At 69.4% G+C, this 17,197-nt stretch carries 17 protein-coding genes and 1 tRNA gene; 15 read left to right on the top strand and 3 right to left on the bottom strand.

From position 1 onward, the window contains the following. Window positions 1–71 precede the first annotated feature (71 nt). Window positions 72–147: transfer RNA gene (locus ACFPMG_RS12225), tRNA-Ala, on the top strand. 129 nt (window positions 148–276) lie between these two features. Here the strand turns inward: ACFPMG_RS12225 and ACFPMG_RS12220 are convergent. From ACFPMG_RS12220 to ccmA, 3 genes are all read right to left on the bottom strand, one after another. Beyond that, window positions 277–1,194: a restriction endonuclease gene (locus tag ACFPMG_RS12220; protein WP_376995393.1), complete on the bottom strand. Its 918-nt coding sequence runs from the start codon at window positions 1,192–1,194 to the stop codon at window positions 277–279. Window positions 1,195–1,301: 107 nt separating this feature from the next. Then, on the bottom strand, window positions 1,302–1,967 hold the full coding sequence (ccmB, locus tag ACFPMG_RS12215) for a heme exporter protein CcmB (protein ID WP_114857883.1): 666 nt from the start codon (window positions 1,965–1,967) through the stop codon (window positions 1,302–1,304). After that, entirely contained in the window at window positions 1,964–2,638 is a 675-nt protein-coding gene (gene ccmA / locus ACFPMG_RS12210) for a heme ABC exporter ATP-binding protein CcmA (protein ID WP_376995392.1), read from the bottom strand. The genes ccmB and ccmA overlap by 4 nt, the downstream gene beginning before the upstream one ends. A 380-nt stretch (window positions 2,639–3,018) precedes the next feature. Here ccmA and ACFPMG_RS12205 point away from each other — a divergent pair, with 380 nt between their 5' ends. From ACFPMG_RS12205 to ccmI, 14 genes are all read left to right on the top strand, one after another. Then, complete coding sequence (locus ACFPMG_RS12205) at window positions 3,019–4,698, top strand: putative transporter (RefSeq protein WP_376995391.1); 1,680 nt, start codon at window positions 3,019–3,021, stop codon at window positions 4,696–4,698. A 35-nt stretch (window positions 4,699–4,733) separates the two neighbouring features. Beyond that, window positions 4,734–6,413 carry a putative transporter gene (locus ACFPMG_RS12200; protein ID WP_376995390.1) on the top strand — a complete coding sequence of 560 codons (1,680 nt, stop codon included), beginning with the start codon at window positions 4,734–4,736 and terminating at the stop codon, window positions 6,411–6,413. A 164-nt stretch (window positions 6,414–6,577) separates the two neighbouring features. Then, window positions 6,578–7,384: an ABC transporter ATP-binding protein gene (locus tag ACFPMG_RS12195; RefSeq protein WP_376995389.1), complete on the top strand. Its 807-nt coding sequence runs from the start codon at window positions 6,578–6,580 to the stop codon at window positions 7,382–7,384. Window positions 7,385–7,505: 121 nt separating this feature from the next. Continuing rightward, window positions 7,506–8,339, top strand: coding sequence for a transporter substrate-binding domain-containing protein (locus tag ACFPMG_RS12190; protein ID WP_376995388.1), 834 nt, complete (start codon window positions 7,506–7,508; stop codon window positions 8,337–8,339). Between the two features lie 122 nt (window positions 8,340–8,461). After that, window positions 8,462–9,166 carry an ABC transporter permease gene (locus ACFPMG_RS12185; protein WP_376995387.1) on the top strand — a complete coding sequence of 235 codons (705 nt, stop codon included), beginning with the start codon at window positions 8,462–8,464 and terminating at the stop codon, window positions 9,164–9,166. A 3-nt stretch (window positions 9,167–9,169) separates the two neighbouring features. Further along, the gene (locus tag ACFPMG_RS12180) at window positions 9,170–9,859 is read left to right on the top strand and encodes an ABC transporter permease (RefSeq protein WP_376995386.1); all 690 of its coding nucleotides are present in this window, start codon (window positions 9,170–9,172) and stop codon (window positions 9,857–9,859) included. Between the two features lie 82 nt (window positions 9,860–9,941). Further along, window positions 9,942–11,009 carry a DMT family transporter gene (locus ACFPMG_RS12175; RefSeq protein WP_376995385.1) on the top strand — a complete coding sequence of 356 codons (1,068 nt, stop codon included), beginning with the start codon at window positions 9,942–9,944 and terminating at the stop codon, window positions 11,007–11,009. Between the two features lie 236 nt (window positions 11,010–11,245). Further along, window positions 11,246–11,965, top strand: coding sequence for a heme ABC transporter permease (locus ACFPMG_RS12170; protein ID WP_014238690.1), 720 nt, complete (start codon window positions 11,246–11,248; stop codon window positions 11,963–11,965). 31 nt (window positions 11,966–11,996) lie between these two features. After that, the gene (gene ccmD / locus ACFPMG_RS12165; RefSeq protein ID WP_376995384.1) at window positions 11,997–12,215 is read left to right on the top strand and encodes a heme exporter protein CcmD; all 219 of its coding nucleotides are present in this window, start codon (window positions 11,997–11,999) and stop codon (window positions 12,213–12,215) included. Then, window positions 12,212–12,667, top strand: a complete 456-nt coding sequence (ccmE, locus tag ACFPMG_RS12160; RefSeq protein ID WP_038525715.1) for a cytochrome c maturation protein CcmE — start codon at window positions 12,212–12,214, stop codon at window positions 12,665–12,667. Before ccmD ends, ccmE begins: the two co-directional genes overlap by 4 nt. 55 nt (window positions 12,668–12,722) lie before the next feature. Further along, complete coding sequence (locus ACFPMG_RS12155) at window positions 12,723–14,714, top strand: heme lyase CcmF/NrfE family subunit (RefSeq protein ID WP_376995383.1); 1,992 nt, start codon at window positions 12,723–12,725, stop codon at window positions 14,712–14,714. Between the two features lie 13 nt (window positions 14,715–14,727). Continuing rightward, window positions 14,728–15,264 (top strand): DsbE family thiol:disulfide interchange protein, encoded by a 537-nt coding sequence (locus ACFPMG_RS12150; protein WP_014238694.1) that lies wholly within the window; start codon window positions 14,728–14,730, stop codon window positions 15,262–15,264. Next, the gene (locus tag ACFPMG_RS12145; RefSeq protein WP_376995382.1) at window positions 15,261–15,737 is read left to right on the top strand and encodes a cytochrome c-type biogenesis protein; all 477 of its coding nucleotides are present in this window, start codon (window positions 15,261–15,263) and stop codon (window positions 15,735–15,737) included. Before ACFPMG_RS12150 ends, ACFPMG_RS12145 begins: the two co-directional genes overlap by 4 nt. Beyond that, a complete protein-coding gene (gene ccmI, locus ACFPMG_RS12140; RefSeq protein WP_376995381.1) occupies window positions 15,737–17,179 on the top strand; it encodes a c-type cytochrome biogenesis protein CcmI in 1,443 nt (480 codons plus the stop codon). Before ACFPMG_RS12145 ends, ccmI begins: the two co-directional genes overlap by 1 nt. Window positions 17,180–17,197 lie beyond the last annotated feature (18 nt).

Below are 17,197 nucleotides of genomic sequence, written 5' to 3'. Positions count from 1 at the left end.
GGGCGCGTTCAGAGGGCTTGACAGGCTTCCTCCGCATCACCATTATCCGCCGCACGCCGGTGACGGTGTGTGGGGCCGTAGCTCAGCTGGGAGAGCGACGCGTTCGCAATGCGTAGGTCGGGAGTTCGATCCTCCTCGGCTCCACCAATCCTCCTCAAGACAGTGATGCGACACAGGAATTCGCTGACGCTCGGCGGAATTCCCCGCGGTGTGACACCGCCCTGTCGCACGCGGCGTCGGCCGAATCGCCTCCATCCCCCCGGCAGCAAGCCGCCTCTACTCGAAGAAGTCCTCGTCCACACGCTTGATGTGCAGGGTCTCTTCGATCCGGCAGCCGACCTCGTGCCGGATCATCAGCTTGGCCAGTTGGATGCCATCGATCAGCACGATGCGGGTGCCCAACCGGTCGGCCGTCTCCCGGGCTGACGTGGTGAAGGCGGAGGTGGTGACGAACAGCCCCTTGGTCGCCTTGAACAGGTTCAGGCTGCCGAAGAAATCACGAATCGCCCCGGCTCCGACGGTGTTCCCGTCGGCGTACCGCTTGGCCTGGACATAGACCCGATCCAGCCCAAGCGGGTCCTGGTCGATGATGCCGTCCACGCCGTCGTCGCCCGATTTGCCCACCAGGGCCTTGTCGAGTTCCGTCACCGACCCGCCGTAGCCCATGGTGATCAGCAGGCGGACCACGGTCTTCTCGAAGAAGGCCGGCGTGCCGGACCGCACCCGCTGGAGGATTTCCTCCGCGAGCGACGCCTCGATCCGCAGATGGGCCTGCCGCATCACCTCATCGGGGGTCAGCGGACTCTCGGCAACCGAAAGCACGACCTCGGCCGCCTCGGCTGTCCCAGTTTCGCCGTCGCGGAAACCTTTGAAGCTCGGGAATTGCTCCAGGAATCGAACGGTGATCTTCTCCGGCGGCGACTTCAGCACGTTCCGGCCCTCCGGAGTGATGCGGAAGTGAGCCCGCCGGGTCATGTCGACCAACCCGGCCTTGTTGAGGTAGCTCTTCGCCCAATGGACCCGGTTGGCGAAGGTCGTCTGCCGACCCGACGGCAGAAGCTGGGCTCGCTCCTCGTCGGTCAAGGCAAACGCATCGGCAAGCTGGTCCACCACATCGCCGATGCGGACCTCGCCGCCCCCGGCGGCGGTCTTCAGCACGGGGAGCATCAGGGTCTGGAAATCGGGAATGCCCATCGCGAGCCCAACGTCTCTTCAAAAGTGTGCAAGGCGGCGGCACTCTATCAGACCGGGTGCGGCAGGCAACGGCGTTCAGCGCCGCGACGCACCCCGAAGCGCCGCCTTTACTCCACCGCCTGACGCAGGGCGGCGGCGCTCGCCCAAGGGGCCAGCGGCAGGGCGCCGGCCAGAAGGCCGCCCAGCAGCAGCAGATGCGGGCGCGGGGTCAGGCCGTTCAGCGCGGCGTCGATGGCTCCGGCGCCGAAGATCAGCACGGGGATGTAGAGCGGCAGGATCAGCAGCGACAGCAGCACGCCGCCGCGCCGGGCGCCCAGAGTCAGCGCCGCGCCGATGCTGCCGATCAGGCTGAGGATCGGCGTGCCGACCAGCAGGGTCAAAACCAGAATCCCGAACCCCTCCGCGTCCATGTTCAGCAGCAGGGCCAGCAGCGGGGCGGCGGCGATCAGCGGCAGGCCGGTCACCAGCCAGTGGGCCAGCGTCTTGGCCAGCACCACCGCCTCCATCGGCAGGGTGGACAGCGACAGCAACTCCAGAGAACCGTCCTCGTAATCGTTCTGGAACAGCCGTTCCAGCGACAGCAGCGAGGCGAGCAGGGCCGCCACCCAGATCACCCCGGCGGCGATGCGGGCGAGGATGTTCGGCTCCGGCCCCACCCCGAAGGGGAACAGCACCACGCACAGCACGAAGAACATCACGGCGATGCTGGCGTCCGACCCCTGGCGCAGCGCCAGCCGCAGGTCGCGCCCGATCAGGCGCAGGAAGCGGGTCACGCCGCGTCCTCCTCTTCCAAAACCTCGTCATCCTCGCCGTGCGGGATGGGGGTGAAGTCGTCGAGGTGCAACTCGCCGGCGCCGGGCATGGCGATGTCCACATGGGTGGAGACGGCGACCATGCCGCCGCCGGCCCGGTGCTCCGCGATGATCTCCTCGAACAGGGCGATGGCCGCGCGGTCGAGCGCCACGGTCGGCTCGTCGAGCAGCCAGAGGGCGGCGGGGGCGGCGATGATGCGGGCGAGGTTCAGGCGCCGCTTCTGCCCCGCCGACAGGTAGCGCCCCGGCACGTTGGCGATGTGCGGCACACCCAGCCGGTCCAGCGCCTTCAGCGCGTTGCCCCGCGGGTCGGCGGCGCCGCCCAGCGTGGCCCAGAAGGACAGATTTTCCACCGCGCTCAGCACCGGCTTCACCGCGTCGAGATGGCCGACGTAATGGATGCGGCCGCGGTGGGCGTCCGGGTCGTCGGTCACGGGAACGTCGTCCCAGGACAGCCGGCCGCGGATCGGCTTGAGCAGCCCGGCCATGACGCGCAGCAGGCTGGACTTGCCGCTGCCGTTGGGGCCGAGCAGGAACAGCGCCTCGCCCGGCGCGATCCGGAAGTCCAGCCCGGTGAAGACCAGCCGGTCGCCACGGAGGCAGGTCAGCGCGGAACCGGCGAAAACGGGCATGGCGGCGGGCAGGGCTCTTGTGGTGGACGGGGCGGGGGGAGCTATAGCACAGCCCGTCCGGGCGCCAAAAAGAAACGCCCTAAAAAAGAAACGGCCATCGCAAGGGGGTTCTTGCGATGGCCGCCGATCCAGCCGGGGCCTGGCTGGGGGCGCCGGAAAACCGGAGCCCTGATCGTCGCTTAGGGGCCGGGCCGCAGGGGTTCACGGGTCCGGCCAGCCACTTCATGCCGTAAGGCTCCGTCCGGTTTAGGGCCAGAAAGTGGCGAAATTTTGATCCGATGAATGTCCCTTTCCATTCCAGGGCATTGCCCGGGCGGAGCGGAGCGGGCATTCATAGGCGCCTTCGCCCCCTCGCTGCTCAACCGGACCGGGTGCCTGCCATGACCCTGCTGATCGACCTGTTCAACGGCCTTCCCGACATCGCCCGCATCATGCTGATGCTCAGCGTGGTGGCGGCGTCGGGGCTGGCGCTGGGACAGATCAAGGTGCGCGGCGTGGGGCTGGGCATCGGCGGGGTGCTGTTCGCCGGCATCGCCGCGGGGCACGTCGCCAAGGCGCTGGGCCTGACCTTCGACCATCACGTCCTGCATTTCATGCGGGAATTCGGGCTGATCCTGTTCGTCTACACCATCGGCGTGCAGGTCGGCCCCGGCTTCTTCGCCGCCCTGAAGAAGTCCGGCCTGACGCTGAACCTGCTGGCCGCCTCGCTGGTCGGGCTGGGGGTGCTGGTGGCCGTGGCGATCCACGAGATCGGCGGGGTGCCGCTGCCGGCGGTGCTCGGCATCTTCTCCGGCGCCGTGACCAACACGCCGTCGCTGGGTGCCGCGCAGGAGATGCTGCGCGAGGTCGGGGCTTCCGCGGCGGAGATCAACACGCCCAGCCTCGGCTACGCCGTCGCCTATCCCTTCGGCATCGTCGGCATCCTCATCACCATGGGGCTGATCCGCGTCGTCTTCCGCATCGACCCGGCGGCGGAGGCCGAGGCCTTCGAACGCAAGCGCCGCGCCCAGGTGGAAACCTTGGAGACGCTGGACGTCGCCGTGCGCAACCGGTCGGCGATGGGGCTGCCGCTGCGCGAGATGGAGCTGTTCGGCGACCAGGGGGTGATGGTGTCCCGCCTGCTGCGCGAGGGACGGCTCCAGGTGCCGCACCCGGACACCTGCCTGCGGACCGGCGACGTGGTGCATCTGGTCGGGCCGCGGGTCAAGCTGGAGGCGACGAAGCGCCTGCTCGGCGAGGCGGCGGAGGTCACCCTGACCACCAAGGGCACCGACATGCGCTGGGACCGGCTGGTCGTCACCAACGAGCATGTGCTGGGCAAGGCCATCGGGCAGCTCGACCTCGCCGACGCCTACGACGTGGTGGTCAGCCGGGTCAACCGCGCCGGCGTGGAGCTGGTGCCCAGCCCGGCGCTGCACCTCCAGTTCGGCGACATCCTGACCGCCATCGGCAAGCCGTCGGACCTCCAGCGGGTGGCGGCGCTGATGGGCAACTCGGCGCGGCGGCTCCAGCAGGTGGAGTTCGTGCCGGTCTTCATCGGCATCCTGCTGGGCGTGCTGCTCGGCTCCATCCCCTTCTACATTCCGGGCATGCCGACGCCGCTGAAGCTGGGTCTGGCCGGGGGACCGCTGGTGGCGGCGATCCTGCTGGCGCGCATCGGCCACATCGGCCCGCTGGTCTGGTTCATGCCGCCGGCCGCCAACATGGCGCTGCGCGAGATCGGCATCGTCCTGTTCCTGGCGGTGGTCGGGCTGATGTCCGGCGACCGTTTCGTGGAGACGCTGGTGCACGGCGACGGGCTGCTGTGGATCGGCTGCGGCGTGCTGGTGACGCTGATCCCGCTGCTCGTCGTCGGCGTCGTCGCGCGGGCCTTCGCCCGGCAGAACTATCTGACCATCTGCGGGCTGCTGTCCGGCAGCATGACGGACCCGCCCGCGCTTGCCTTTGCAAACGCAATGAGCGCATCGGAGGCTCCCGCCCTCGCCTATGCCACTGTTTACCCTATGGTTATGTTTCTGCGTATCCTTGCGCCGCAGTTGATCGTCCTGTTCCTCTGGTAGCAGGGCGGTCTGTCCTCGCGTGGGGAGACGCGGCCATGCACGCGCTCATCGAACTCTTCCTGGCCATGCCGCCGATCGCGCGCGTGGTGTTCATGCTGGGCGTCACCTCGGCCCTCGGGCTGGCGCTCGGCCACATACGGCTGCGCGGCGTGGGGCTGGGCATCGGCGGCGTGCTGTTCGCGGGCATCGCGGTCGGCCATTTCGCCAAGCAGGCCGGGGTGACGCTGAACGCCGAGATGATGGAGTTCATCCGCGACTTCGGCCTGATCCTGTTCGTCTACACCATCGGCATCCAGGTCGGCCCCGGCTTCTTCGCGGCGCTGAAGAAGTCCGGGCTGGCGCTGAACGGGCTGGCGCTGCTGATGGTCGGGTCGAGCATCCTGCTGACCGCAATCCTGGTGCTGTTCGACCTCGTGCCGCTGGGTTCCGGCCTCGGCGTCTTCGCGGGCGGGGTGACCAACGCCCCGGCGCTCGCCGCCTCGCAGCAGGTGCTGAAGGAGGTCGGGGCCGACGCCGCGGTGATGGCCCTGCCCGGCTTGGCCTTCGCCGTCACCTACCCCTTCGGCATCGCCGGCAACCTGCTGGCCATGGCGGCGGTGCGGATCGTCTTCCGCATCGACCCGCAGGAGGAGGCCAGGGCCTTCGAGGCCGCCCGGCGCGCCGAGGTCGCGGCGCTCGACACCATGGACATCGCCGTCACCAACCCGGCCCTGCGCGGGGTGCGGCTGGGCGACCTGACCCTGCTGCCGAGCCTGGGGGTCTGCGCGTCGCGGCTGCTGCGCGGCGGCCAGCTCCGCGTGCCCGGCGAGGACACCCGGCTGGAGGAGGGCGACGTGCTGCATGTGGTCGGCCCGCGCCCGAAGCTGGAGCAGGTCCGCCTGCTGATGGGGCGGGAGGCCGACGTCCGGCTGACCACCAAGGGCAGCGACCTGCGGTGGGAGCGCATCGTCGTCACCGCCAACCCGGTGCTGGGCAAGTCCATCGCCGCGCTGAACCTGAAGGGGGCGTGCGACGTGGTGGTCAGCCGCGTCAACCGCGCCGGCGTGGAGCTGGTGCCCAACGCCGCGCTGAAGCTGCAGTTCGGCGACATCCTGACGGTGATCGGCAAGCCCGACGACCTCAAGGCGGCCGCCTGCATCATCGGCAACTCCGAACGGCGGTTGCAGACGGTGGAGATGATCCCGGTCTTCGTCGGCATCACGCTGGGGGCGCTGCTGGGCGCCATCCCGCTGTTCCTGCCGGGCATGCCGGCGCCGCTGCGGCTGGGCATGGCCGGCGGGCCGCTGATCGTCGCCATCGTCCTGGCGCGCATCGGCCACATCGGGCCGCTGGTCTGGTTCATGCCGCCCGCCGCCAACCTCGCCCTGCGCGAGATCGGCATCGTCCTGTTTCTCGCCGTGCTGGGCATCGCGTCGGGCGACCGCTTCGTCGAGACGATGGCGAGCGGCGCCGGACTGCCCTGGATGGCCTGGGGCGTGCTGGTGACCATCGTGCCGCTGCTGCTGACCGGGCTGCTGGCGCGCGGAATGATGAAGCTGAACTTCCTCAGCATCTGCGGCGTCCTGGCCGGGGCGCAGACCAACCCGCCGGGCCTCGCCTACGCCAACGCGGTGGTCGCGTCGGAGGCGCCGGCGCTGGCCTACGCCACCGTCTACCCGCTGGCCATGTGCCTGCGCATCCTGGCGCCGCAGCTTCTGGTGCTGATGCTGTGGTGAAAAACCCTCCGGCTTCCCCCGTCGTGCGGTTGCCCCGGAGCCCGCAAAATCCGCGTTGCGGGAGTTTGTCCGGCGGTCTAGCCTAGCGGCACCGTCCAGGGTTGGGCGGTCCAGACCGTTCCCCGCCCCGCTCCCCGCCCCCGCTCGCCGCCGACAAGCCCCGCATGCACCGACACCCGCCCACGAATCCCAACGCCCCCGAAGCCGTCCTCGTCGAGAATGTCCACAAGCGCTTCGGTCCGCTGGAGGTGCTGAAGGGCGTCTCCCTGACCGCGCGCGAAGGCGACGTCATCACGCTGATCGGCTCCTCCGGCTCCGGCAAGAGCACGCTTCTGCGCTGCATCAACATGCTGGAGGTGCCGGACGAGGGACGGATCGTCATCGGCGGCGAGACCATCGGCCTGAAGAAGGCGCGCGGCGGCCAAACCGTTCCCGCCGACTCCCGGCAGGTGGACCGCATCCGCACCCGGCTCGGCATGGTGTTCCAGAGCTTCAACCTGTGGACCCACATGACCATCCTGGAGAACGTCATCGAGGCGCCGGTCCATGTGCTGGGCGTCCCGAAGGCGGAGGCGGTGGACCGTGCCCGCAAGCTGCTGGACAAGGTGGGCATCCTGGCCAAGGCCGAGTCCTACCCGGTGCAGCTGTCCGGCGGGCAGCAGCAGCGCGCCGCCATCGCCCGCGCGCTGGCCATGCAGCCCAAGGTGATGCTGTTCGACGAGCCGACCTCCGCGCTCGACCCCGAGCTGGTGGGCGAGGTGCTGCTGGTCATCCGCCAGCTCGCCGAGGAGGGCAACACCATGATTCTGGTGACGCACGAGATGGGTTTCGCCCGCGAGGTCGCGTCGGAGGTGGTGTTCCTCCACCAGGGCCGGATCGAGGAACGGGGGCCGCCCGATCGGGTTCTGGTCAATCCGGAATCGGACCGCGTGCGACAGTTCCTGTCGCGCCACCTGTCCGGCGGCGGCTGAATCGGTCGCGCGAGGACGGCCCGCTCAATTCCCTTGACTGACGCTGTAAAACCGTAAACCTCAGAGCCTGCCCGAGCATAAGAGCCATCCATAAGGGCATCAGAACAGAGGAGGTTTTCCCGTGAAGAAGATCGTTGCGGCCCTGGCGCTCGGCGCCATCGTTGCGGTTGCCGGCACCGCCGCCGAAGCCAAGGACTGGAAGAAGATCCGCATCGCCACCGAGGGCGCCTACGCCCCGTGGAACGCGACGGACCCGTCGGGCAAGCTGGTCGGCTTCGAGCCGGACCTCGCCCTGGAACTGTGCAAGCGGATCAAGGCCGAGTGCGAGATCGTCGCCCAGGATTGGGACGGCATGATCCCGGCCATCCAGCAGGGCAAGTACGACGCCATCATGGCGGCGATGTCGATCACCGACGAGCGTGAGAAGGTCATCGCCTTCGCCGGGCCCTACGGCACCGAGCCGTCGATGTTCGGCACCATGAAGGCCTCGCCGCTGACCAAGGTCACGTTCCCCGGCGAGCGCTACGACCTGTCCAAGGACGACCCGAAGGCCGCCATCGCCGCCCTGGCCGACGCGCTGAAGGGCAAGACGGTGGGCGTCCAGACCTCGACCATCCAGGCGAATTTCATGGAGCAGCTTCTGCCGCAGGTGTCGGTCCGCACCTACGACAAGCTGGACAACGCCGGCATCGACATGGCCGCCGGCCGCGTCGACGCCATCTTCGGCGACCGTTCGGCGGTGGACGCCATCATCAAGACGGATGCCGGCAACATGACCCTGTTCGGCCCGGCCTTCGCGCGCGGCGTGCTGGGCAAGGGCGTGGGCGTGGGCCTGCGCAAGGCCGACGCCGACCTGAAGGAGCTGTTCAACAAGGCCATCGCCGAGGCCAACCAGGACGGCACCATCACGAAGCTGAGCACCCAGCACTTCGGCTACGACATCTCGATCAAGTAACTGGTCGATCAAGCAACCGGTCGATCAAGCAACCGGCCATCATGTGAAGGGATGCCCCCTCTCCCCCGTCGCTGGGAGAGGGGAACCCGGTTCGGAGCCCTTTCGGAGCCCTTTCGGAGCGCATGTTCGAACTTCTCTCCTTCGGCCCGAACGGGTGGGGCGGCCAGCTTCTCGGCGGGGCCGCGATGACGGTCGCCGTGTCGGTGTCGGCCTTCGTCCTCGGCCTCGTCTTCGGCTCGCTCGGCGCGTCGGCGAAGCTCAGCCGCAACCTTGCCCTCACCGGCGTGGCGGAGGTCTACACCACCGTCGTCCGCGGCGTCCCCGAACTGCTGGTCATCTACCTGCTGTTCTTCGGCGGCAGCGGCGCGGTCATGGCCGTCGGCCGGGCCTTCGGCTACGAGGGCTACATCGAGCTGAACGCCTTCTCCATCGGCGTGCTGGCGGTCGGGCTGATCTCCGGTGCCTATTCGACCGAGGTGATCCGCGGCGCGGTCCAGGCGGTGCCCCATGGCCAGATCGAGGCGGCGCGCGCCTGCGGCATGTCGCGCTGGCTGATCCTGCGCCGCATCCTGGTGCCGCAGACCCTGCGCTACGCCCTGCCGGGGCTGGGCAACGTCTGGCAGCTCACCCTGAAGGACACGGCGCTGATCTCCGTGACGGCGCTGGCCGAGATCATGCGCGTATCGCATGTGGCGGCGGGGTCGACCCGCCAGCCGTTCCTGTTCTACACCACCGCGGCGGTGCTCTACCTCCTGCTCACCACCGTCTCCACGGTGGCGTTCGAGCGGGCGGAACGCTACGCCAACCGCGGCGTGCGGAGGGCCTGACCCATGAACTGGGAACTGATGTGGGACAGCGTGCCCACCCTTCTGCGCGGCGTTCCGGTGACCTTGCAGCTGGTCGGGCTGGCGCTGCTGTTCGGCGCGGGCGTGGCCTTCGCGGTGGCTCTGCTGCGGCTCTACGGCAACCGCGTCACCGAGCGGCTGATGGCCGCCTACGTTTTCGTGTTCCGCGGCACGCCGCTGCTCGTGCAGATCTTCCTGATCTATTACGGCATGGGCCAGTTCGAGCTGGTGCGCAGCAGCGTCCTCTGGGTCTATCTGCGCGAGCCCTTCTGGTGCGCCATCCTGGCGCTGACGCTGAACACCGGCGCCTACACCAGCGAGATCCTGCGCGGCGCCATCCTGTCGGTGCCGCAGGGCCAGATCGAGGCGGCGCGCGCCTGCGGCATGTCGCGCACGCTGCTGTTCCGCCGGATCATGATGCCGGTGGCGATCCGCCAGATGCTGCCGGCCTACGGCAACGAGGTGATTTTGATGGTGAAGGCCAGCTCGCTCGCCAGCACCATCACGCTGCTGGAGATCACCGGCATCGCCCGCAAGATCATCGCGCAGAGCTTCGCGGTGTTCGAGGTGTTCATCGTGGCCGGCAGCATCTATCTGCTGCTGAACTTCCTCGCCTCGCGCCTGATCCGCTACGCCGAGTGGCGCATGACCCCCTACCTGCGGGCGCGGGGGTAGCCTTCATCCCCTCCCCTGCGAAGCGGGGGAGGGTTAGGGTGGGGGCAAGGGTTCCCTCACTCAACAGGCGTGCGAGGCGCTCATGCCCCGAACCGGCGCGACGACCGCCATCCTGGCCGCGGTCCTTTTCGGCCTCAGCACGCCGCTGGCGAAGCTGCTGGTCCACGACCTGTCCCCCTGGATGCTGGCGGGCCTGCTGTATCTCGGCTCCGGGATCGGGCTGGGATTGCTCCGTCTGCTGACAGGGTCGCGGAAGCGTGGCGAACGCGGCCTCCGCGGCGCCGAATGGCTCTGGCTGATGGCCGCCGTCGCCGCCGGAGGCGTCGCCGGGCCGGTTCTGCTGATGTTCGGCCTGACGGCGACGCCGGCATCGACCGCCTCGCTGCTGCTCAATCTGGAAGGGGTGTTCACCGCCCTGCTGGCGTGGTTCGTCTTCCGCGAAGGCGTCGACCGGCGCCTCGTCGCCGGCATGATCGCCATCGTGGCGGGAGCGGTCGTGCTGTCCTGGGGCGGAACGGTCAGCCTGGACGGCGGCTGGGGAAACGGTGGCCGGGGAAACGGTGGCTGGGGACCGGCCGCGGTCGCCGCCGCCTGCCTGATGTGGGCGGTGGACAACAACCTGACCCGAAAGGTGTCGCTGGCCGACCCGGCGGACATCGCCACGATCAAGGGGCTGGTGGCCGGCAGCGTCAATGTCGGGATCGCCCTGGCGCTCGGCGACGCCTTGCCCGCCGCACCGACCGCGGCGGCGGCGATGCTGGTCGGGCTGCTCGGCTACGGCGTCAGCCTCGTGCTGTTCGTGGTCGCCCTGCGCCACATCGGCGCCGCCCGAACCGGGGCCTATTTCTCGACGGCCCCCTTCGTCGGCGGCATCGCCTCCCTGGCAATCTTCGGAGAGCCCGTGACGCTCGGGCTGGTGGCGGCGGCGGTCCTGATGGGGATCGGCGTCTGGCTGCATCTGACGGAGGACCACGATCATGAGCACGATCATGACGAGATGGAACACGACCATCCGCACGTCCATGACGCGCATCACCGGCACCATCACGACGGCCCGGTGACCGAACCGCACAGCCACCGGCATCGCCATGGGCGCCTGCGGCACCGGCACGCCCACTTTCCGGACGCCCACCACGCGCACCGGCACTGAGCGCGGTTTCGCCCCCTCACCCGGGTCGGGCGGACTTTTTCACCCGCCCTGCACCAACGTAGCATGGAAAGGCCGCGTCAACCCGTCGTACCGTCAGTGCGACAGGCCGCCGCACCGTCCTGAAAACACCACGGTGTGCGGCCATGTTTCCTGACCAAGATCAAGGCGAAACCCCTCGCGCTGGGGCATCACTGAGCTTATATCGTCCGCAGCACGACCAGAGGCCCATAGGTCCTATGCATCGATTTGCAAATCCTGCCCGCTTCCAGCGCCTGTCGGCGGCGATCCTGCCCTGGACGGCGGGGGCGACCGTGATCCTGCTGATCGTCGGGCTCTACGTCGCGCTGATCGGCTCGCCCCGCGACTATCAGCAGGGCGACACCGTTCGGATCATGTACATCCATGTGCCCGCCGCCTGGATGAGCCTGTTCGTCTACGTCAACATGGCCATCGCCGCCGCCTGCGGGCTGGTGTGGAAGCACCCGCTGGCCGACCTGTTCGCCAAGGCCGCCGCCCCGGTCGGCGCCGGCTTCACCTTCATCTGCCTCGTCACCGGCTCGCTGTGGGGCGCGCCGATGTGGGGGACGTGGTGGGTGTGGGACGCGCGGCTGACCAGCGTGCTGATCCTGTTCTTCCTCTATCTCGGCTACATGGCGCTGGTGAACGCCTTCGACGACCCGCAGCGCGGGACGCGGGCGGGCAACGTGCTGCTTCTCGTCGGCATCGTGAACGTGCCGATCATCAAATTCTCGGTGGACTGGTGGAACACCCTGCACCAGCCGGCCAGCGTCATCCGCATGGGCGGACCGACCATCGACGGGTCCATGCTGGTCCCGCTGCTGGTCATGGCGCTGGGCTTCACCGCCTACTTCATCACGGTGGTCCTGCTGCGCCTGCGGGCGGAGATCGTGCAACGCAAGATCCAGACGATGCGCCTGACCGAGGCGCAGGGCTGAGGCACGGGAACAGGCTGGGCCGGAGGCAAGGATGGCAGAGTTTTTCGCGATGGGCGGCTACGCCGCGTATGTCTGGTCGTCCTACGCGCTGGCGGCGCTGGTGATGGTCGGCCTGCTGGTCGACACGCTGAAGGCGCTGCGCGGCGCCGAGACGACCCTGAAGGCGCTGGAAGGCAGCCGCCCGCCGCGGCGGCGCCGGGCGCGCAACGGAGCTGCGGCATCGCCCGCGGCGGAGGTTGGTGAAGGATGACCCGCAAGAAACGGCGCCTCTACATGCTGGGCCTCGCCCTGCTGGGCCTTGGCGCGGCCACCGCCCTGACGCTGACGGCGTTCGAGGACAACATCGTCTTCTTCTTCAGCCCCACGCAGTTGCAGACCCAGGACATCGGCGACCGCAACTTCCGCCTGGGCGGCCTCGTCGAGGAAGGCAGCGTCAGCAAGATGCCCGACGGGGTGACGACGCAGTTCCGCGTCACCGACACGGTGCACACGGTTGCGGTCAGCTACCGCGGCCAGCTTCCCGACCTGTTCCGCGAGGGCCAGGGCGTCATCACGGAAGGCCGCATGATCAACGGCGTCTTCCAGGCGCGCGAGGTGCTGGCCAAGCACGACGAGAACTACATGCCGCCGGAGGTCGCCGCCGCGCTGAAGGAGGCGGAGCACTTCAAGGCGAACTCGAAGGAGCAGAAGCCCAGCTCGTGACGCTGGCGGCTTCCCCACTCCTCCTCATTCCGTTCTTTTAGGGAGCATCGGGCTCGTGATTCCCGAACTCGGCCATTACGCGCTGGTGCTGGCGCTGTTCGTGGCGCTGGTGCAGTCCGGCGTCCCTCTGGTGGGTGCCGCCACCGGCAACGCCGCCTGGATGGGCGTCGCCCGCCCCGCCGCCATCGCGCAGTTGCTGCTGGTGCTGGTCGCCTACGGCGCCCTGACCTGGGCCCATGTGGTGTCGGACTTCAGCGTGTCGAACGTGGTCGCCAACAGCCACTCGATGAAGCCGATGCTCTACAAGGTGTCGGGCGTGTGGGGGAACCACGAAGGCTCGATGATGCTGTGGGTCGTCATGCTGACGGCGTTCGGCGCGGCGGTCGGGATCTTCGGGCGCAACCTGCCGCCCTCGCTGAAGGCCCGCGTCATCTCCGTCCAGGGCATGATCGGCGTCGGCTTCCTGCTGTTCATCCTGATCACGTCGAACCCCTTCCTGCGCGTGGTCCCGGCGCCGCTCGACGGCAACGACCTGAACCCGCTGCTGCAGGACCCCGGCCTCGCCTTCCACCCGCCCTTCCTCTACGCGGGCTATGTCGGCTTCTCCATCGCCTTCTCCTTCGCGGTCGCCGCCCTGATCGAAGGGCGGGTGGACCCGGCCTGGGCGCGCTGGGTGCGTCCCTGGACGCTGGCTGCCTGGTCGACCCTGACCGCCGGCATCGCGCTCGGCTCCTGGTGGGCCTATTATGAGCTGGGCTGGGGCGGCTGGTGGTACTGGGACCCGGTCGAGAACGCCTCCTTCATGCCCTGGCTGGCCGGCACCGCGCTGCTGCACTCCGCCATCGTGGTGGAGAAGCGCGACGCGCTGAAGACCTGGACCATCCTGCTGGCGATCATCACCTTCTCGCTGTCGCTGATGGGCACCTTCCTGGTGCGCTCGGGCATCCTGACCTCGGTCCACGCCTTCGCGGTGGACCCGGCGCGCGGCGTCTTCATCCTGGTCCTGCTGGCCATCGCCACCGGCGGCTCGCTGCTGCTCTACTCCGTGCGGGCGCCCAGCCTGAAGACCGGCGGCCTGTTCGCCCCGGTCAGCCGCGAGGGCTCGCTGGTGCTGAACAACCTGCTGCTGTCCACCGCGACGGCGACGGTCTTCATCGGCACGCTCTACCCGCTGTTCCTCGACGTGCTCGACCTCGGCAAGGTGTCGGTCGGCCCGCCCTTCTTCAACGCCACCTTCATCCCCGTCGCCATCCCGATGGTGATCGCCATGGTGGTCGGCCCCTTCCTGGCCTGGAAGCGCGCCGACCTGCTGGGCGCCCTGACCCGGCTGTGGACGGCCGGCGTGGCGACCGTGGCCTGCGTCGCCGTCGCCGCCTACGTCACCAACGGCGGCGGGCCGCTGCTGGCGCTGGTCGGGGTCGCGCTCGCCGCCTGGGCCTTCTTCGGCTCGATCGCCGAGTTCGCGGAACGCATCCGCCTGTTCCGCATCCCGGTGAAGGACAGCTGGAACCGCGCGGTCAACCTGCCGCGCAGCGCCTGGGGCATGACCATCGCCCACGCCTCCATGGGCATCGCCATCGCCGGCATGACCGGCACCTCGGCGTGGCAGAGTGAGACGATCAAGGCGATGAAGCCGGGCGACAACGCCACGGTCGGCGCCTACGCCGTGCATTTCGACCGCGTCGGCACGATGCAGGGGCCGAACTACAGCGCCGAGCAGGGCGTCTTCACCGTCACCCGCGACGGCAACCACATCGCCACCCTGACGCCGCAGCGCCGCAGCTACCCGGTCACCCGCATGACGACGACCGAGGCGGCGATCCACACCACCTGGCTGTCCGACGTCTATGTGGCGCTGGGCGACCCGACGCAGAACGGCACGGCCTGGACCGTGCGGCTGTACCATCACCCGCTGGTGCCGTGGATCTGGATCGGCTCGCTGGGGATGATGCTGGGCGGGCTGGTCAGCCTGTCCGACCGCCGCTTCCGCGTCGGCGCCCCGGAGCGCCGCCGCGCCGCCAAGGGCAATCTTCAGCCCGCCGAGTAAGGACACGCTTCCGATGCGCCGCCTGATCTATCTGTTGCCGCTGCTGCTGTTCGTCGGTGTCGGCGTGGCCTTCCTGCGCGGGTTCGACCGCGACCCGCGCGACATTCCCTCCGCCCTGATCGACAAGCCGGCGCCGGAATTCTCCCTGCCGCCGCTGCCGGGGCACAAGGAAGGGCTGTCCAACGCGACGCTGAAAGGCGACGTCACGCTGGTGAACGTCTTCGCCTCCTGGTGCATCCCCTGCAAGGCCGAGCACCCGATCATCACCCGGCTGGCCCGCGAGCAGGGCGTGACGGTGCGCGGCATCAACCACAAGGACAAGGCGGAGGACGCCATCGCCTGGCTGAACCGCAACGGCGATCCCTACGCCAGCATCGGCGTCGATCTGGACGGCCGCGTGTCCATCGACTGGGGCGTCTACGGCGTGCCGGAGACCTTCCTGCTCGACCGCCAGGGCCGCATCCGCTTCAAGCATGTCGGCCCCCTGACCCCGCAGGTGGTCGAGGAGCAGATCCTGCCCATGGTCAAGCATCTGCGGAGCGCGTCGTGAGAGCTTTCCTGCTTGCCGCCCTTCTGGCCCTGACCCCGGTCGCCGCCTTCGCCGTCCAGCCCGACGAGGTGCTGAAGGACCCGGCGCTGGAGGGCCGCGCGCGGGAGATCAGTAAGGATCTGCGCTGCCTCGTCTGCCAGAACCAGTCGATCGACGACTCCAACGCGCCGCTTGCCCGCGACCTGCGCGTGCTGGTTCGCGAGCGGCTGACCGCCGGCGACAGCAACCAGCAGGTGCTGAGCTTCGTCACCGACCGCTACGGCGACTATGTGCTGCTGCGCCCGCCCTTCAAGGCGACGACGCTGTTCCTGTGGATCGGCCCCTTCGTGATCCTGGCCATCGGCGGCGTCGTGACGGCCCTGTACCTGCGCGGGCGGAAAGGGATTGCCGTTGCTGCGGGCGGCGACACCGCCCCGCTGACCGAGGACGAGCGGCGGCGCCTGGACGCCCTGCTCCGCAAGGACAAAGCCTGATGCTGTTCTGGATCGTCGCCGCCGCCCTGACGGCGGCCGTGGTGCTGCTGATCGTGCCGCCGCTGCTGAGGAAGCCCGAGGGAGCCGCCGAGGAGCGCGCCGCCTACGACCTGGAGGTCTACCGCGATCAGCTGGGCGAGCTGGAGCGTGACCAGGGCCGCGGCCTGATCAGCGAGGCGCAGGCCGCCGCCGCCCGCGCCGAGATCGGCCGCCGCATGCTGGCCATCGCCGACCGCGGCAAGGGTGCTGCGAAGGATGGCGCGAAGGGCAAGGCGCCCGCCCCGGCCGCCCGCGCCCCGCGCAGCGCGATGGCGCTGGCCGCCCTGCTGGCCGTCCTGCTGCCGCTCGGCACGCTGGCCGTCTATGGCAAGCTGGGCCGTCCGGAGCTGCCGGCGCAGCCGCTGGCCTCGCGCAATCTCGACCATGAGCGCGGCGGGCCGCCGAAGAACGTGCTGGCGGCGATGGACAAGCTGAAGGCCCAGCTCGCCGAGACCCCCGACGACCCGCAGGGCTGGGCCATCCTCGGTCAGGCCTACGCCAAGATGGGCCGCCTGCCCGAGGCCGCCGACGCGTTGGGCAAGGCGGTCGCCCTGGCCGGCGACGATCTGGAGCTTCTCGGCAGCTACGGCGAGGTCCTGATCTCGGCCAACGGCGGCACCGTGCCGGACGAGGCCCGCAAGACCTTCGACCGCGTGCTGGCGAAGGACCCGACGGAGCCGCGCGCCCGCTTCTACGCCGCGCTGGCCCGTTTCCAGGCCGGCGACAGCAAGGACGCGCTGGAGCGCTGGAGCGCCCTGCTCGCCGAGTCCCACGCCGACGCGCCCTGGGTGCCGATCGTCCGGACGCAGATCGCCGAGGCCGCCAAGGCGCTGAACCTCGACCCGGCCAAGGTGACGCCGGAACCGCTGCCCGCCCAGCAACAGCCGCCGGTCGCCCAAAACCAGGGCCAGGGCCAGAACCAGGGCCAGGGTCAAGCGGAGGGCGAGGACCAGCAGCAGATGATCCGCGGCATGGTCGACGGGCTGGCCGCCCGGCTGGAGGCCAACCCGGACGACGTGGACGGCTGGCTGCGGCTGTCGCGCTCCTACGGCGTGATGGGCGAGTCGGCGAAGGCCATCGACGCCGCCCGCAAGGCGCGGGAGCGGGCGCCCCAGCGGCCCGACGTGCTGGTCGCCTACGCCTCCGCTCTGTTGTCGGCGGAGCCGCGGAGCAGCAAGCCCGGCCCGATGCCGGAGGAGGCCGTCGCCTCGCTCCGTCAGGCGCTGGCGGCCGAACCCGACAACCGCGACGCGCTCTGGCTGCTCGGCCTGAACGCCGCGGGCGTCGGCCAGACCGCCGAAGCCACCGATCTGTGGACCCGCCTGCTGGCCCAGTTCAAGCCGGAGGAGCCGGAATACACGCTGATTCGCGCCCGTCTCGAGTCGCTGAAGGCCGGCGGCTGATCCTCTCTCGAATGTCCC

Source organism: Azospirillum himalayense, from assembly GCF_042657465.1.
GTDB lineage: Bacteria > Pseudomonadota > Alphaproteobacteria > Azospirillales > Azospirillaceae > Azospirillum > Azospirillum himalayense.
The sequence above is the reverse complement of the archived record's forward strand: the minus strand, read 5'-3'. Positions and strand labels throughout refer to the sequence as shown.